10 protein-coding genes are annotated in these 17,118 nt (G+C 31.6%); all 10 read right to left on the bottom strand.

Features of this window, described 5'->3' with window-relative positions; all coding sequences use genetic code 11:
- Positions 1-6 precede the first annotated feature (6 nt).
- Positions 7-582 carry a DapH/DapD/GlmU-related protein gene (locus tag ABY863_RS02840; RefSeq protein ID WP_372792762.1) on the bottom strand — a complete coding sequence of 192 codons (576 nt, stop codon included), beginning with the start codon at positions 580-582 and terminating at the stop codon, positions 7-9.
- A gap of 1 nt (position 583) precedes the next feature.
- A complete protein-coding gene (gene deoC, locus ABY863_RS02835) occupies positions 584-1,327 on the bottom strand; it encodes a deoxyribose-phosphate aldolase (RefSeq protein WP_372792747.1) in 744 nt (247 codons plus the stop codon).
- Positions 1,328-1,443: 116 nt separating this feature from the next.
- On the bottom strand, positions 1,444-2,175 hold the full coding sequence (locus ABY863_RS02830) for an energy transducer TonB (protein ID WP_372792746.1): 732 nt from the start codon (positions 2,173-2,175) through the stop codon (positions 1,444-1,446).
- A 217-nt stretch (positions 2,176-2,392) separates the two neighbouring features.
- A complete protein-coding gene (locus tag ABY863_RS02825) occupies positions 2,393-3,112 on the bottom strand; it encodes an energy transducer TonB (protein WP_372792745.1) in 720 nt (239 codons plus the stop codon).
- A gap of 72 nt (positions 3,113-3,184) precedes the next feature.
- Positions 3,185-3,547 (bottom strand): VanZ family protein, encoded by a 363-nt coding sequence (locus ABY863_RS02820; RefSeq protein ID WP_372792744.1) that lies wholly within the window; start codon positions 3,545-3,547, stop codon positions 3,185-3,187.
- Complete coding sequence (gcvH, locus tag ABY863_RS02815; RefSeq protein ID WP_372792743.1) at positions 3,537-3,917, bottom strand: glycine cleavage system protein GcvH; 381 nt, start codon at positions 3,915-3,917, stop codon at positions 3,537-3,539. The genes ABY863_RS02820 and gcvH overlap by 11 nt, the downstream gene beginning before the upstream one ends.
- A 25-nt stretch (positions 3,918-3,942) precedes the next feature.
- Entirely contained in the window at positions 3,943-10,977 is a 7,035-nt protein-coding gene (sprA, locus tag ABY863_RS02810; RefSeq protein WP_372792742.1) for a cell surface protein SprA, read from the bottom strand.
- A 3-nt stretch (positions 10,978-10,980) separates the two neighbouring features.
- Positions 10,981-11,562 (bottom strand): Holliday junction branch migration protein RuvA, encoded by a 582-nt coding sequence (gene ruvA / locus ABY863_RS02805; RefSeq protein ID WP_372792741.1) that lies wholly within the window; start codon positions 11,560-11,562, stop codon positions 10,981-10,983.
- Positions 11,563-11,599: 37 nt separating this feature from the next.
- Positions 11,600-13,876: an NADP-dependent malic enzyme gene (locus ABY863_RS02800; RefSeq protein WP_372792740.1), complete on the bottom strand. Its 2,277-nt coding sequence runs from the start codon at positions 13,874-13,876 to the stop codon at positions 11,600-11,602.
- 325 nt (positions 13,877-14,201) lie between these two features.
- The gene (locus tag ABY863_RS02795; RefSeq protein ID WP_372792739.1) at positions 14,202-17,105 is read right to left on the bottom strand and encodes a molybdopterin-dependent oxidoreductase; all 2,904 of its coding nucleotides are present in this window, start codon (positions 17,103-17,105) and stop codon (positions 14,202-14,204) included.
- Between the last annotated feature and the right edge of the window lie 13 nt (positions 17,106-17,118).

Raw genomic sequence — 17,118 nt, 5'->3', positions numbered from 1 at the left:
CTGTTTTTATGCGATTTTTTCGACTTTATTATTTTTTAATTGATACTTTTCACCGCTTTCTAAGCAGGTTGCAAACCCATTTTTATCAAATTCTAAACGATGTCCATATTCACTAATCCAACCAATTTGTTTTGAAGGATTTCCAACAACCAATGCATATGGTAAAACTTCTTTTGTTACTACTGCTCCGGCTCCGATAAAAGCGTACTCTCCAATATCATTTCCACAAACAATTGTAGCATTTGCGCCAATACTAGCACCCTTTTTTACTAAAGTTTTTGAATATTCACCTCTTCTAACAATGGCGCTTCTAGGGTTTATAACATTTGTAAACACCATTGATGGTCCTAAAAACACATCATCTTCACAAATTACACCTGAATATATGGATACGTTATTTTGCACTTTTACATTTTTGCCCAAAACTACATCGGGAGAAATTACTACATTTTGACCAATGTTACAATTTTCACCAATTTTTGAATTTGGCATCACATGACTAAAATGCCAAATTTTAGTTCCTTTCCCAATTTCGCAACCTTTATCAATTACGGCTGTTTCGTGTACAAAATAATCTTCCATTTTAATATCCTTCATTTGCATTGCCACCTTCAGAAATAGCTTTAGCTGATGATGTACCAATACGTGTAACACCTAATTCTACCATTTTAACAGCATCATCATAATTTCTAACTCCACCTGCTGCTTTTGCTGGTAAAGGTTTTGCATTTTCAACAATAAGCTGCATAGCTTCAAAAGTAGCTCCGTTTGGTTTACCTTCTTCAGTTTTAAAAAAACCTGTTGAAGATTTTACAAAAACTTTCTCAGCATTTTCTTCACCAAAATTTTCTAAAACAACATCACGAATTAGTTGTGTTAAAGAAATTATCTCATCATTTGTTAATGCTGCTATTTCAATAATCCATTTTGCAACTTTATTATTATCTAACGCTAATTTGGTCCCTTTAAAAACCTCCGCTTTTACCAAATTAATTTTATCCTCTTTAAACGCAATATAATTTACTACAAAATCTAACTCATCTACATCATTTTCAATAGCTTTTTGAGCCTCAATTAATTTTTTAGTTGTACTATAAGTCCCTTCATGAAAACCAATTACGGTACCAATTAATGTTTCAGAATTTGCATTTTTAACCATTTCACGTGCCATTGCAACAAATTCTGGACGAATCATAGCCAATTTATAACTATTTTCAATTGCTTCATTTACAAGATCTTTAACATTTGTCTCTGTTTCTTCTTCTGAAATACTGGCTTGAATAGCTGTTTTTAAATACGTTGAGTCTAAATATTGATTTACTTTCATTTTATGAATTTTATTTTACGAAAATACTAATTTACAAAACATAATAGTTTATTATTAAACATTACTTCATAAAAAAATCCCACTGTAGCGGGATTTTTCAAAGTATCTGTTTTAATTCACACTACTTTAAAAACAATTGGAAGCCCATACCTAACACCTACTGGTCTTCCTCTTTGCCTTCCAGGAGTCATATTTGGAAGTAAATTAATAACTCTTATGGCTTCTTCTTGCAATTTTTTATGTGGAGCTCTTGCTTGAATATCTGCAATATTTCCGTTTTTATCAATTTTAAATAATACAAAAATACGTTGAGTACTGCCTTGTGGCAATCCTAAATCTGATGCTAACTCTGCATTAAATCTTTTTGAAACAAATTTTGACATTTCTGAGGAAAAACAAGCTCTTAATTCAGTATTATTACCCGAACACCCTGGGAAAATTGGAACATTTTCTATCACCAAAAAAGGCACATCTTCAACCATCTCTTCCTCTTCTTCAACAGAAACTACATCTTTATCAAGATTTATAAACACCGCTTCTGATTCATCTGTTTCAGTTGATTCTATAATAGTTTCAATTACTTCAACTTGATCTTCTACTTGAATAATTTTATCTGGTAAAACTACTTTTGTAATGGGATTAATTTCTGGTTCAACTATTTTAATCTCAACTATTTCTTCCAGATTTTCCGTAGTAACAAAACTGCCTACTAATTCCTTTACAGAACTAGGGTAGGATTTCATATTCATGAATTGATAAACAATAAAAAGTGCTAGTACTAATCCTAATTGAATTAATATTTTACTATAATTTTCAAGAGTAGCGTTTGGATATTTTTTAATTTGCATTTCACTTGTTTTAGAATTAAACAAGAACTATTTGTAATAACTGTTTTACAGTATTATTTATAATGCAAGAAATTGGAAATAACTAATAATAAAGCAAAATCCTGCAAGATTATTATCATACTAAATTTACAAAATATTTAAATAGAAAGCAATGATTTAAGGTTAAAAAAAACTCAACCAAATGGTTGAGTTTTTAATTATTATATAGTAAACTTTTTTACTCTACTTTAAATGCAATTGGTAAACTGTATTTTACACCAACTGGTCGTCCACGTTGTTTTCCAGGTGTCATTTTAGGTAACAAATTAACAACTCTAATTGCTTCTTCTTGTAATCTTTTGTGAGGAGCACGAGCCATTACATCAGTAATATTACCCGATTTATCAATTTTAAACATCACAAAAATTTTCTTAACTCCAGGTGCTAATCCTAAGTCAGATGCTAATTCTGAATTAAATTTTCTATTTACATGTTTTGTGATTTCCTCTTGTAAGCATTCTCTTAATTGAGCTTTAGTACCTTTACATCCAGGATACACAGGAACATCTTCAATAATAGCAAAAGGTACATCTTCAACAACATCTTCTTCTTCATCAACTTCAACAATTTGTGTTACCTCTACAACATCATTCTCATCAGTTTCAGTAGATTCAATTACAGTTTCTTCAACTTTTTCTTCATCCTTTACCACTTCAATTACATCTGGTGCTACTGGTGGTGGTGGTGCTTGTTCAGGTGGCTTAATTATATCAAGTTCTAATTGTTCTTCAACGTCTTCAACGTTTAAAGTTGAGGCAGCAAGCTCACCAATAACTCTGTCATACGTCTTTTTTTCAATAGCTAAATACACTATTAATAGCGCTAAAACTAAACCTAACTGCATAAATAACTTGCTGTAGTTTTCTAGATTTGCTTTTGGATTCTTTTTGGTTTGCATTTGTTAAATATTTTATAGGTTGCTAATTTAATAATTTTAATATGTTATACAAGTATATTTTTTTATTTCGTTCTAATTTCTTTTAAAAATTATGTTAAAAAACACATAAGCAATTAATATACCTCCTAAATTGGCAAACATATCATACAAGTCTGCTTGTCTATAGGTAGTTAAACTTCCTTGTAAAACTTCAATAATTGTGCCATAAACAAATATAATTAGTATAACTAAAGCATATCTGTTTTGTAACTTATAGCTTTTTTTAAATACCAAAAGCCAACTTATTGTTAATAGAAAATAAGCCGAAGTATGTAAAATTTTATCAAAATTATGAACAAGAGGCAATTCAATAACGTTTTGAATTGAAATTAAACTTCCAATTGTTATTGCTATTGTTAAAAAAATTGCTATAAATAAATATAATTTACGCCCCAACAAGTTCTTTATAATCGTCTGCAGATAATAATTCCTCTATTTGAGATGGATCAGCGATTGAAATTTTAATCATCCACCCTTTTCCATAAGGATCTTTGTTTACTTGTTCTGGTTCATCTTCTAAAATTTCATTAAAAGCTATTACTTCTCCTGTTAATGGCATTAATAGATCTGATACAGTTTTTACTGCTTCTACAGACCCAAATACTTCCTCTTTTTCAACAGTTTCATCAAGTGTATCTACATCAACGTAAACAATGTCTCCTAATTCACTCTGTGCAAATTGCGTGATGCCAATTATAGCTGTATTTCCTTCTATTTTAACCCATTCGTGGTCTTTTGTGTATTTTAATTCTGCTGGTATTTTCATTTTTATTTGTTATTTATCTTATTATTTAATTTCCTAAAATATATCTAATGCTTAACCCTGAACTCACTGACTGCCTTGGAAAAGTTGTTGATATTGCATATTGTGAAGAGCTTTGGTCGAAATAGAAAGATGCTGTTAAACTTTTACTTAAAGCATAATCTGCAAAAAACTTTAATGATAATAAACGTTGTCCTCCCGTTACTTGATCATTATCCTGATCAATTGCTCTAATAACTGTAATATTATCTCTTAAAGATAAATCAGCTCTTAAATCTAAGTCTCCTTTTAATCTAGTTTTCTCTCCTCCAAAATTAAATTTCATTGCTAAATCTTTAATTCTGTATCCTAAACCAATAACATATTCAGTTCCTTTTATTTGCGTAATAGTATTGTTATTAAAATTTAATGTTAGCCCTCTATCTTTATTAACTCTACCGCTGAAAGAAAATGAATTTTTCATTTTTACATCAACTTTTAAAAGTGGAGAAAATTCTTCAATTAAATTAACATTTGTAAAAAGTGTTTTGTTGAAATAATTCCCTACAATATCAGTTTCAGCATACGGAGCATCTACATTATACTCTAAGTTATTACTAAAACTAGTAATTGAGTATAAAGAGTTATAACTATGTGATAGAGAAAAACTTCTAAAATGTTTTTTAAACCATTTCAGTTTCATAAAACCTTTATAATTCAATTTCCATCCTGGAATTGGAACACTTTTAAATGTTTTCAAACTTACTTTAGAAGCATCTTGACCTGAATAAGCAGCTATAAATGCAGGAAGTGCAACTTGCTGACTTGTATCTCCAAAACCGCTTATTGGTTGCCCTGAATCAGAGGCTAAACGTTGTGCTATAATTGCTCTATTCGCTTTAAATTCTTCAAAATTTACATCACTATTTTTAAATGAAGTTTTTAACATATTAAAGCTTATACTATAGTTTCCAAATTCTGTTATTGGAGAATTTGTTAAAACATTATCAACAACATCTAATTGTTGTGAAGCATTTTTAGTATACGTTCTACTTCCTCTTAAATCAATATCTAAATCTTTAAAAGGTTCCACCGTAATTGTACCATCTAATTTATTAAAATGGGTTTTACTATACGTTTTATTATAATATGGATCATCTTCGCTTCTAGATAGCAACCAACCATTTTCAACTGCTCTTTGTCTAATATCTATTTGGCTACCAAAAACAAAACCAAATGTTGGTGCTGGACTTCCGCTAAAATTATCACGTCCTAAAAACCCTATTTCTGGTAAATAACCTGGTAAATAAGTACCATTATTCTCTGAATAATTAACACGTGCTTTTTTTATTGAAGTTAAAACACTGTAAAATCCTTGTCCTATTTCACCTCCTATCGTTTTTTGCTTTTTAGCTACAGTGCTTCGCGGTGTGCTTGGAACCCCTGAATTTGTTTTTGGGGCACTCTTACTTTTTTTACTAAACAGTTTTTCTAATCCTATTGTTTTATAAAACTTATTAAAATCAACATCGGCACCTATAGTGTTTGTATTCGCATTTTGAATTACATTTCCAATTTTAGAAACATATGATTGTGATGCTGCTTGCCAATCAAAATCTGCTGTATAGGCATAATCTGCATTTACAAAATCTAAATAAGGAATTTTATTTAATGGTATTTTATAGGTTCCGTTTAGTGTTTGATGATAATGATCTGGTCTTCCAAGACTAAAAAACTTATCCATTAATTGTATATCATCTGAAGCTTCAAAATCATCATATATGTAATTATTGGCAGCCCTAAAATTAAATTGCAACGATTTTGTTAAATTATAACCTATGCTATAATCCCAATCAAACATATAATGACGTTGTTTTAAAACCGGTAGTGGTGTTAAACCTATATCAATTAAATCTCTTGATTGTTGTTCATTATATCTTCTAATAATATTTGAATTTACTGAAATTGTTGAAGGCATTAAATTTACATTAAAGTCTTTTATCAGTTTTAAAAATTTACTACTTAAACTTTCCCAATTTTTAAATGGCTCAATACTTAAGGGTTCAAAACTATAGTTATAATTTGCTGATGCTCTTACATTTTGATCTACATATCTCTGAACATTATAATCTTTATGATACGTTTCATTATAAGCATAGGAAACCGACAGGTTTTCTACATCATAAAAGCGCTGTTTCTTTGTTGATTGAGGATTGTAATCTTTTCTAACATTAATGAAACTGATACTTCTTCGTTTTGTGTAATCTCTTGAATTACTACTGTTAGGGTTTATATTTTTAGCATCTTCAAATAATACATCTTGGTATTGTGCATCGTATTTTGGATCTTTAAATTCTTCTGAAATGCTATAATTTAATGGTAATTTAATTCCCCATTTTTTTGGTAATAACTGACCGATATTCACGTTGGTTACAATATCGTATAGTTTAGTATCTTCTTGGCTACGTTCATTTACACGTTGCTCAATACCTCCAAAACCTTTAGTTTCCATTCTTCCTGTTACTGAAACATCGGCAAAATCTGCAAAATTGGCATCAGCACTTACAACACTTGCCCAACCACCGTCATTATCAAACTCAGAAACTCGCATTTCATTAAACCAAACCTCAGCACTTTGGTTGGTATCTGAAACGTTTTTAACACCTAACATAATAGTTTTAATGTTTGATAAGTTTGGGTTTCCTTTTACTCTAATATCATATCCTTCCAATCCTTCAATTGGTGATGGCATACCTACAGCTGGGTACAATACATTTGGAGCAATAGCAGCTTCTAATCTCAACAATTTAAGCTTCCCAAAATATTCTAAAAAGGCATCTAAATTGTTTTCTTCAGGCCAAATTTCAAGTGGTGTTGTTACACCATAATCAGAAATTTTAAGTAATTTTTCTATTTGGTAATAGTTATCATTTAAATCGCTACCTATTCTTATAATGGCTTTTAATTCATCATCTTGAACTTGTGATTGTGTTTGAACTCCTTCAGCATGTAAAAACAATTTTAAATGTTTATACATTCTTAAATCAACAATTACATTTTTAAATATGGCTCTAGTTTCATCAGAAGCTAAATCTGTAACTTTTACAGAAAGTGACTGTTCATTTTGTTGTTGTAAAGTAGTACTTCCTCTTAAAACTTCACGTTCAATTCCTGGAGGTAACACATAAGGTATTGGGTTTCTACCTTCATTTTCTTGAATATTAACAACTCCAACTTCAAAATTTTGTAATTGAGGGTTTGTTAAATCTATTGGTGGTACTATAGCCTCATCTAATGTTTTTGTATAACGTCTCCAATCACCACGAACTAATTCTAATTCTCCAAAACGTAAAACGATAGGCATTTTAAATTTGGTTAAAAATATTCGCATAAAACGAATTGAATTAAAACCTGAAATATTATTCACTACCTCATCTGGTGTACCTACTTGAATTCTAAATTGTAACCATCTAAATTGTTTTTCACTTCCATCTTCAAGTTGAACATTTACAATCTTCTCATCAACAATATTATTTTGTCCTACAACTAAGTCGTTTTTATTTAATGAGACTTTATATTGATAATAACTTTCAACTGAATTCATTGTTTGATCTTTATCAATATCTTCGGTATCGGGATACGTAGTAGCAGAAGTTGGATAGCTTTCTGTTGATAAATTGTTTGTTGGTGAATTTCCTTGAGTATTATTATATTTTTTGTAACGTGTTAAAACAGAAGCATCATTTGTATCATATTCTGAGCTTCTAAAATAAGAATAGTTGTCATTTGCTGGGTCTAATCCAAATCCAGTACCAAACTTTTGAATTTCTTCTTCATCATTTATCCCATCTAAACCAATATCTTGTGCTAAACGTTCGCTATCACTATCACTAAATGCGTATAACAAAGATTGTCTTGTTGGAACTCTTCCCCAATCAACATCATCAAAATTTGTATCTAATGCATTTATAGGCAACCCATTTTCATACATTTTTCTTCCGTCTTTTAAAACGTCTTCAGAAATATTTCCAAGGTTAAAATATAAATCTCCTACTTGATTTGCTATATCGCTTGGGTTAACTCCTGTTGGTAATCCTTCTGCATTTGTTATAGAATAATGATCGTAAGGATCCATTAACCAAAACTGAATATATTCTACGTTAGATTGCTCAAAATTGGTTGTTGTTAATGCTCTTGTTATACCTCCCCATCTATCTTCAGGATTTGTGAATTTACCATCGCCACCTACATTATTAGTATCGTAATTATAACTTCCTCTTTCATTTGGAAAGTAGGCTAAATCTAAGGTTCTAACTATGGTAGATTGTGTTAAATCTAAATCTTGCTCAGGGAATAATTCTTCATATCGCACCGTTCTAACCTCAGCACGTGAAAGCTCTTCGTTATTAATATTACTAGGTTTTAATGAAGATCCACCATAAAATAATGGATCAATAATATACCATGCTAATCGTGCTCTTTTATAACCATATGATAAATCTGTAGCATTGCCTCCAAAATCAAAATTTGTTTGATATTGTGGTGTACTTGACATATGCCATTGCTGAATTGATTTAATTTCTAAAGGAATTTGAGAGCCTTCAAAATCATCAACGTATGAAGTGGCTTCCCCATTTTGTTCAATTCTTTTAGGTGAACCAGGTATTAAATACGCTAAATCTCCTCTAATTGAAAAGTTTGAAGCAACATCTGTATCAATATTTGGTAGTTTATTTACCCATTTTGTGAATTTTGGAACTTCCGTTCCATAACTTGCATTTAAACCGAAAATAGTATTGTTTATAGGTTCTTGCCCAAACAATGCTTTTTGAGTGATTGGTTTTTCATTTAAATTTAAAATGGTTACCCCTGCAATAAAATTATCAGAAAATTTATGTTCAATATCAATTCCTAAAAATCGTTTTGTTTGAAGATTAAATGCAGCATTATTTTCAACTGAAACTTGTATTGGCGCATTTGAAGCTTCCAAACTTGGATTCACAATTTGAACTCTACCCATTTGATAATCAACAACATAATCAACTCCTTCAACCAATTCTCTACCTCCTGTAGTCACTCTCACTGAACCTTGTGGCACATTAAATGCACCTAACGGAATTCCGTTCGCACTTTCTGATTTATGATATCCTTTTATTAAATATTTATCTTTTTGCTGAAAATTATTCTTAGCTTCAGATTGGGTAATTTCATACAATTCATTAAATACATACGTTGCATCAGCTGGATCTGTTAATTTAGATTCTAAATCTTCACCAAATGGTTGCACCGTTGGAAAAATAATATAGCCTTTTTCTGAATTTACGGTTGCACCTTCAACATAATCAAAATAACCATCACCTTCTGGTGTTAAAAATTGACTTTGATCTAACCTATCTATATCTAATAAATTTAACAATGTTTTATCCGCAATACCTAAAGTTTGCGCATTTTGCAGTACGTTTACAGGTACACCAGTTGCATCATCAGCATACAACAATTCTAATCTAAAACCATCAGGTTGCATTCTATAGGTTTGTAACGAATAGATGTTTTTCATCATCAAATCCCACATTGGTATTTGAGTACTAATAATTTCACTACGTAATAATTTTACTACAATATTCTCTGGGGCTATAATACCATCACTTGTGAATTCCCCAACTTTATAAACTCTAGGATCTCCACTAATTGTATATTCAAAAGATACTGCAAGCACATCTGAATCTGCCAATCTTCTATTTAACGAAATAACACCTAATTGAGGGTGAATTGTATATTCATCAGGTCTTAATTTTATAGCATTTTCTAAAACCGAATAATCTCTACCTTGCTGCATTGCAAAAGGTGATAATCCATCGCTTACTGTAGCTATTTTACGAACAGGATTTGTTGTTGTTAATATAGATGAAATATCATTTGCTTCATTAAAGGGTAATAATGAACCTGGAACAGGAGTTACATTTGCAGGCCCTATATTTGAGGGATCGCCTTCTCCAAGATCTGCAACACCCACAATATTTCTAATATCAACTGTTGAAGCACTTCTATTGGTTACCCAAACTTCTACTTTTGTAATATTGATAGAACTGTTAATTAATGGATATTCTTTTAATGCATTGTTATAAGCATCTCTAAAATATTGCGCTAGAAAAAAGTGACGGTTTGCATCATAATCAGATGCTTGTAATTCAAAATCTTGTATGGTTGAACCTCCTTGAGCTGCTACAGATCTTGTTTGAGATTTTTGTTCTGCAAATACACCCGTTACTGAAGTATTTCCAAATTTTAATTGCGTTTTAACTCCGAATAAACTTTGAGCACCAACAATTAATGAATTTTTTAAGGGCATACTCACATTTCCAACTTCTACTTTTTGAAGTATATCATCTTCCGTTGGAGTGTATTCTAATTTTATTTGATTTTGAAAGTTAAAAGTTGATTGTGTATCATATTGTGCTCCAACTTTTAATCTAGTTCCTACTTTTGCAGAAATACTTGCACTTATTTCTTGATTAAAATCGAAGGTAAAACTACTACGATTACGTTCTGATAATTGAGGATTATCAACTTTTTGATACAACATTCCTAATTTAACCAACACTGAACCTTGTGCATTTACTTCAATTGTATTCCCTCCAAAAAGAGATTCAAAAAATCCTGAGTTTACATAATAGGTGGGTAATAAGTTTTTTTGAGCATCGTCACTACCAATTTTTTTACTGTTTGTAGCACTTATTTTTTCTTTGTAATACTCAAGCATATCTTTTTTAAGCTTGTACTCTTTATACTCATCTTGAGTCATGTAAATTGGGCGTTTTACATAATAATCACCCATTTTTTCAAGAATAATATATTTTCCTGACTCAGCATCGTAAATAATTTCAGATACAGATGGATCTGTTAAATACAAACTTCCAGATTGGTCACTTTTAAAAGGATATTTTAAGGTATCACTAACTTTAGCTACTTTTATAGTATCTGCTGTTTTTATGACTGAAGTTGATTGAGCTTTCACTGCTGATTGAATAAACAACAATAAAAAAAGTACTATATATATTCTGAATATAAATTGTTTCTTCTCCAAATCTTATAAGTTTTTAAGCGCTTTTTTTATTAAAGTTTCAACACGTGCTGTTTTATCTTCTAATAAAATTTTATCTATTACTTTTTCTGCTTGTTTTCTGTTGAATCCCAGAACCTCTAAAGCAGATAACGCTTCATTTTTATTCGTATTGCTTTCTGCAAAAGAAACTTCATCAATAGCAAATGTTTTAGAAATTTTATCTTTTAAATCTACTAATACTCGTTGGGCTGTCTTGGTTCCAATTCCTTTAACCGATTGAATAACACCAACATTTCCAGAAGCAATTGCCTGTTGAATTTCGTCAGTAGTCATAGAAGATAACATGGTGCGTGCAATACTTGGCCCAACTCCTGAAACTGAGATAAGTAATCTAAAAATTTCGCGTTCTGTTTTGTTTATGAAACCAAATAAGGTATGTGAATCTTCTTTTACTGATAAATGTGTGTATAACAATACAGCTTCATCATCTGGCAAAAGTGAAAAAGTATTTAAAGAAATGTTTAGCCAATAACCAACCCCACCTACATCTACTACAACGTAAGTGGGGTTTTTTTCTGTTAATTTACCTCTTATTTGAGTTATCATATTTCACTTTTGTAATAACCCCAAATGTAATAAAATATTATTTAATTTTCGATTTTTCCTGAGCGTGAATAATCGCTACACATGCAATGTTTACAATTTCATCTACACTTGCTCCAAGCTGGATAATATGAACAGGTTTTTTAAGTCCCATAATTATTGGACCAATAGATTCAATATTGTTAAACTCTCTCATTAATTTATAACCAATATTTGCTGATTCTAATCCTGGAAAAATTAAACCATTCACTTTTTTACCATTCAATTTAGAAAAAGGAAATTTTTCTTTTAACATAGTTTGGTTTAAAGCAAAATCAACTTGTATATCCCCATCAACCACCAAATTTGGAAATTTTGAATGGACTATTTTTGTTGCTTCAGCAACTTTTCTGGCTGCTTCAGAGTTAGAAGACCCAAAGTTAGAAAAAGATAACATCGCTAAATTAGGATCAAACCCAAACATTTTCATGGACTCACTTGTCATATAACAAATATCGGCTAGTTCTTCAGCTGTAGGATTGATTATTATGGCTGTATCAGAAAAGAACATAGGTCCTTTTTTGGTAATCATAATATTTGTTGCTGCTATTTTTTTAACGCCTTCTTCTTTCCCTATTAACTCAATCATTGGTTTAACAGTTGCAGGGTAACTTCTAGAATAACCTGTAACTAATGAATCTGCTTCACCTTCATTTACCATCATTGCTGCAAAATAATTACGCCCACGCATTAATCTTTGTGCTGCCAACAACGTTATTCCTTTGCGTTGTCTTTTTTTCCAATAAACTTGAGCAAATTTATGTCTTCGTTCTTTCTCTTCTAAAGCTACTGGATCAATAATTGTTACATTTGCATCAAAATTAATTTCCTTCATTAATTCTTTGATAATACTTTTGTCTCCTAACAAAATGGGGATTCCCGCTCCTTCTTCATGTATAATTTGAGCAGCTTTAAGAACAGATAAATGATCTGCTTCTGCAAAAATGATTGTTTTTGGTTTTGATTTTGCTTTTGACATCAGCATTCGAATAAATTTATTACCAGATCCTAGTCTTTCTGCTAACTCTTCTTTGTATGCATCCCAATCTGTAATTGGTTTTTTTGCAATTCCAGAATCCATTGCTGCTTTTGCAACTGCTGGGGGAACTTCTATAATTAGCCTATGATCAAAAGGAGAAGGTATAATATATTCTCTACCAAATTGCATATTAGATTTTCCATATGCTATATTTACATGTTCTGGCACTGTTTCTTTAGCTAAATTAGCCAATGCATGAACTGCTGCAATTTTCATTTCTTCATTAATACCAGTAGCTCTAACATCTAAGGCTCCTCTAAAAATAAACGGAAAACCAAGAACATTATTCACTTGGTTTGGGTTGTCAGATCTTCCAGTAGCCATAATAATATCTTTACGTGTTTTTATGGCTAATTCATATTCAATCTCAGGAGTTGGATTTGCCATAGCAAAAACAATTGGGTCTTTAGCCATAGTCATTAACATTTCTGGAGTTACAATATGTCCTTTAGATAATCCTATAAAAACATCTGAACCAATCATTGCTTCTTCTAAAGTATGTAAATCTCTATCAGTTGCAAATTCCGTTTTTTGTTCAGTTAGGTTTTCTGCATCTTTTCTAATAACTCCTTTACTGTCACACATTACTAAATTTTCTCTTTCTGCGCCTATAGCTAAATACAATCGAGAACAAGAAATAGCTGCAGCACCTGCGCCGCTTACTACAATTTTAACTTTAGAAATATCTTTCCCGGTTATTTCAACCGCATTTTTTAATGCTGCAGCAGAAATTATTGCTGTTCCATGTTGATCGTCATGCATTACAGGAATATCCAGTTCTTCTTTTAACCTACGCTCAATTTCAAAAGCTTCAGGAGCCTTAATATCTTCTAAGTTAATTCCTCCAAAAGTGGGTGCAATATTTTTTACCGTTTCTATAAATTTTTCAACATCGTGTGTATCTACTTCAATATCAAAAACATCTATATCTGCAAATATTTTAAAAAGCAATCCTTTTCCTTCCATCACTGGTTTTCCTGCTAAAGCTCCAATATCTCCCAATCCTAAAACAGCGGTACCATTAGAAATTACAGCTACTAAATTACCCTTAGATGTATATTTATATGCATTTTCTGGATCTTTTTCAATCTCTAAACAAGGCACTGCAACCCCTGGAGTATAGGCTAAAGATAAATCCTTTTGGGTGGCATGCTTTTTAGTAGGAACAACTTGTATTTTCCCTGGAGTAGGGTATTGATGATATTTTAATGCTTCGTCTCTGAATTTAGAATCACTCATGATATTTATGATTTATGTATATTGTAATGCAAAGTTAATCATATATGACATGCCTTATATGATAATTATCATTTTTAAACGCACAAATGTTACATATAAAATACTCTGAATGATATTATTTTACACTTTTTATAAATTTTTAATAATAAGTTTGCTTTTTTTATAATATTATATATTTCTATACAATAACACATTACCCTAATAAGGGTAAAATAAAGCACTCATAAATTCAGATTAATAAACTAAAAATAATTAGGAACAAACTGCCTTACTCTTCTATGCAATAACACAAAAAAACCCCACTATTGAGGGATTTTTTGTGTTATTATTTTTTATTTTCATCTATATAATAAACAGACTCATCTGGTTTAAATGCTCTATTAAACCAAAGGGGTCTTCTTTCTCCATTTGGTCCAGGTGCTGGACGAGTCATTGCTAACCATTCTTTATAAATCTCATGAGATTTATTAGTATCTACAAATATATCTCCATAGTTCTCACCTTCTTTTGGTTTTTCTATTCTAACACGTTGATGCCAAGTATGCATCCCACTTATTGGATCAGGATGCACCGCGTGTGTGATATTTTGGTGCACACCTCCATCTTTCCAGAAAATTCGTTTTGAATCTTTATCACTAGATTCAAACGGTTTTATGCCTGAAATGGTGTTCATTCTCCAACCTCCTTTTCCGTCACCTTCAATATTTACCGTATTGGTTGCCCAACGGTTACCTGTTTGATCTTGTGGTCGCCTCCATCTGCCAATATGATGTGAACAAGCAACAACGCCTGGTTTCATACTTTGTGTTACCCAAACTTTATCAATAAAATAACCTATGTCGGTATTTAATTTCACCAAATCACCTGTTTGAAATCCCCATTTTTTAGCATCATCTGGATGCATCCAAATTGGGTTTCTATTTGATATTTCAACCAGCCATTTTGCATTTCCAGAACGAGAATGAATTAAAGTTGGCAACCTAAAAGTAGGAACTAATACATATTCTCCTTTTGATTTGTTCAATACATCATTATGAATATGACTTTTTATATACGTTGGTGTTGCATATTCTGGCCATTTCCAATCCACCATGGTTTGTGAATAAAACTCATTTTTACGAGATGGTGTAGGGAAACCAACACAAGGTTTTCCATTTATCATAACACCTATTGGTTTTCCGTTTTTAGAAATAACATCATTTATTGGATCAACCTTAGTGCCTTTCAATTGTTCTTCACTCAATTGATTTTCATTCATTTTGTATGATTCACCTTTTTCAATTTCATAAGCACCATATTTTTTCATGTATTCTAATGCTGCAAATTGGCCAGTAAATCCATCTGCTTTTGCAGTTTCGTTTAAACCTTTAATTCTTTCAAAAATATATTGGTAATACTCATCTATCGTGATTTTTTCTCCTAGTCTATATGGTGATTCAAATGTTTTTCTTATTCCCATACTTCCGTCAGGATCAATTCTCCAAGATAATTCAATGAAAAATTCATCTTCTTCCCATACTTCACCTGGATTGGCTTCATATGTTAATTTTACGGGTTTCCCATTTCTACGTGCAGCTTCTCTTAATACTGGCTGACGAAAAGCAACCCAAGTTCCACCATGTGTAGCGTAGCTATTTAAATCATGACGTTCAGATGCCAATCCCATTGGCAATACATAATCTGCGAAAAATGCTGTTTCATTCCAGGTTGGAGTTAATGCAGCGTGCAATCCAAATTTAGTTTCATCAGAAAACATTTCCATCCATGTAAATCCATCAGGGTAGGTCCAAACGGGATTAAATACTCTTGAAAAATAAACATCCATTTTGCCTCTACCTTCTTTTAAGAAATGTGGTAATAGTTGACTCATTTCAAAGAATGCCAACGGATATTCTTTTGGAAAATGTAATTCATTCCATTTTTTCTGAGGCGCAGGTGGATTTGGTTGAGTTGGTTTAAATTTATTCCAAGAATTTGGAGAGGTTCCTCCTTTAGCTCCAACTGCTCCAGTTAGAACAGTTAAAAAATGCAAACAACGTGCAACTGCCCAACCTCCAAGGTTTGAAGCTCCTGCAGCACGCCAGTTATGAGATGCAAAACGTTCACCAGCCTCCCCAATTTTGTGGGCAATTTCAATTATCATTTCAGCTTTTACACCAGATTCTTTCTCTGCATATTCAGGAGTAAATTCTTTATACTCTGCAATCATTGCAGCAATATAGTTTTCGAAAGTTATTTCTTTATCGCTGTGTCTTGCTCTTAAATATTCTTGCCAGTTGGTCCAATTTTCTAAATAATTTCTATTGTACAATCCTTCTTCCAAAATAATTAAAGCCATTGCTAATAAGACTGCTGCTTCAGTACCTGGATACGATGGCAACCAATAATCTGACATACTAGCTGTGTTTGATAAACGAGGATCCATGGTGGCCAATTTAGCTCCTTTCATTTTTCCTTCAATAATACGCTGCGCATGTGGATTGAAATAATGCCCAGACTCTAAATGTGCAGAAATTAATAATATAAATTTTGCTTCAGCGTGATCTGGTGATGGTCTATCATAACCATACCATAAATTGTATCCAAAACGTGCTCCTGAAGAACAAATATTTGTGTGTGAATTATGACCATCAATTCCCCAACCTTGTAAAATCCAATTCATGAATTTTTCATTTCCTGGTCTTCCTACATGGTATGCTATTTCATTATGACGATCTTCAAGAATTGCCTTTCTAATACGAGTTGCAATGGTATCTAAAGCATCATCCCAAGAAACACGTTCCCATTCACCTTCACCTCGTTTTCCTTTTCTCTTTAAAGGAAATAAAATTCTATCTGGATCTGTAACTTGATTAATAGTAGCAGGACCTTTTGCACAGTTTCTACCTCTGCTTCCAGGATGATAAGGATTTCCTTCAAACTTTTTAACTTCTTGTGTTTCTTTATCAATAAAAGCTGTTAAACCACAAGCACTTTCACAGTTAAAACAAGTTGTTGGTACAATTTGATAGGTTTTTTTCTCTTTTCTAGGCCAAACTTTTGGATTGTATTCAACCCAATTATCCCACTTTTCAGGTGGTGGAAAATTCTCATACATTTGTGCCACTTGTTCATCAGTAAATTGACGCATATCGCTATCAAATTCTTGATATCCTTCTTTATGCAGATTTGGAATAATTCCTAATTTTTCTGCTATATTTTCTATAAACGATGGTTTCTTATAACCCATGATTTTTTTATTT

The sequence above is a fragment of the Lutibacter sp. genome (assembly GCF_041562875.1).
Taxonomy (GTDB): Bacteria; Bacteroidota; Bacteroidia; order Flavobacteriales; family Flavobacteriaceae; genus Lutibacter.
Note: the sequence above shows the minus strand (reverse complement) of the source record. Positions and strands in the feature narration are given on the sequence as shown.

Excerpts from the sequence above, each read along its gene's own strand:
- ABY863_RS02840 (WP_372792762.1), bottom strand. The coding sequence starts at position 582 with ATGGAAGATTATTTTGTACACGAAACAGCCGTAATTGATAAAGGTTGC.
- deoC (WP_372792747.1), bottom strand. The coding sequence starts at position 1,327 with ATGAAAGTAAATCAATATTTAGACTCAACGTATTTAAAAACAGCTATT.
- ABY863_RS02830 (WP_372792746.1), bottom strand. The coding sequence starts at position 2,175 with ATGCAAATTAAAAAATATCCAAACGCTACTCTTGAAAATTATAGTAAA.
- ABY863_RS02825 (WP_372792745.1), bottom strand. The coding sequence starts at position 3,112 with ATGCAAACCAAAAAGAATCCAAAAGCAAATCTAGAAAACTACAGCAAG.
- gcvH (WP_372792743.1), bottom strand. The coding sequence starts at position 3,917 with ATGAAAATACCAGCAGAATTAAAATACACAAAAGACCACGAATGGGTT.
- ruvA (WP_372792741.1), bottom strand. The coding sequence starts at position 11,562 with ATGATAACTCAAATAAGAGGTAAATTAACAGAAAAAAACCCCACTTAC.
- ABY863_RS02800 (WP_372792740.1), bottom strand. The coding sequence starts at position 13,876 with ATGAGTGATTCTAAATTCAGAGACGAAGCATTAAAATATCATCAATAC.
- ABY863_RS02795 (WP_372792739.1), bottom strand. The coding sequence starts at position 17,105 with ATGGGTTATAAGAAACCATCGTTTATAGAAAATATAGCAGAAAAATTA.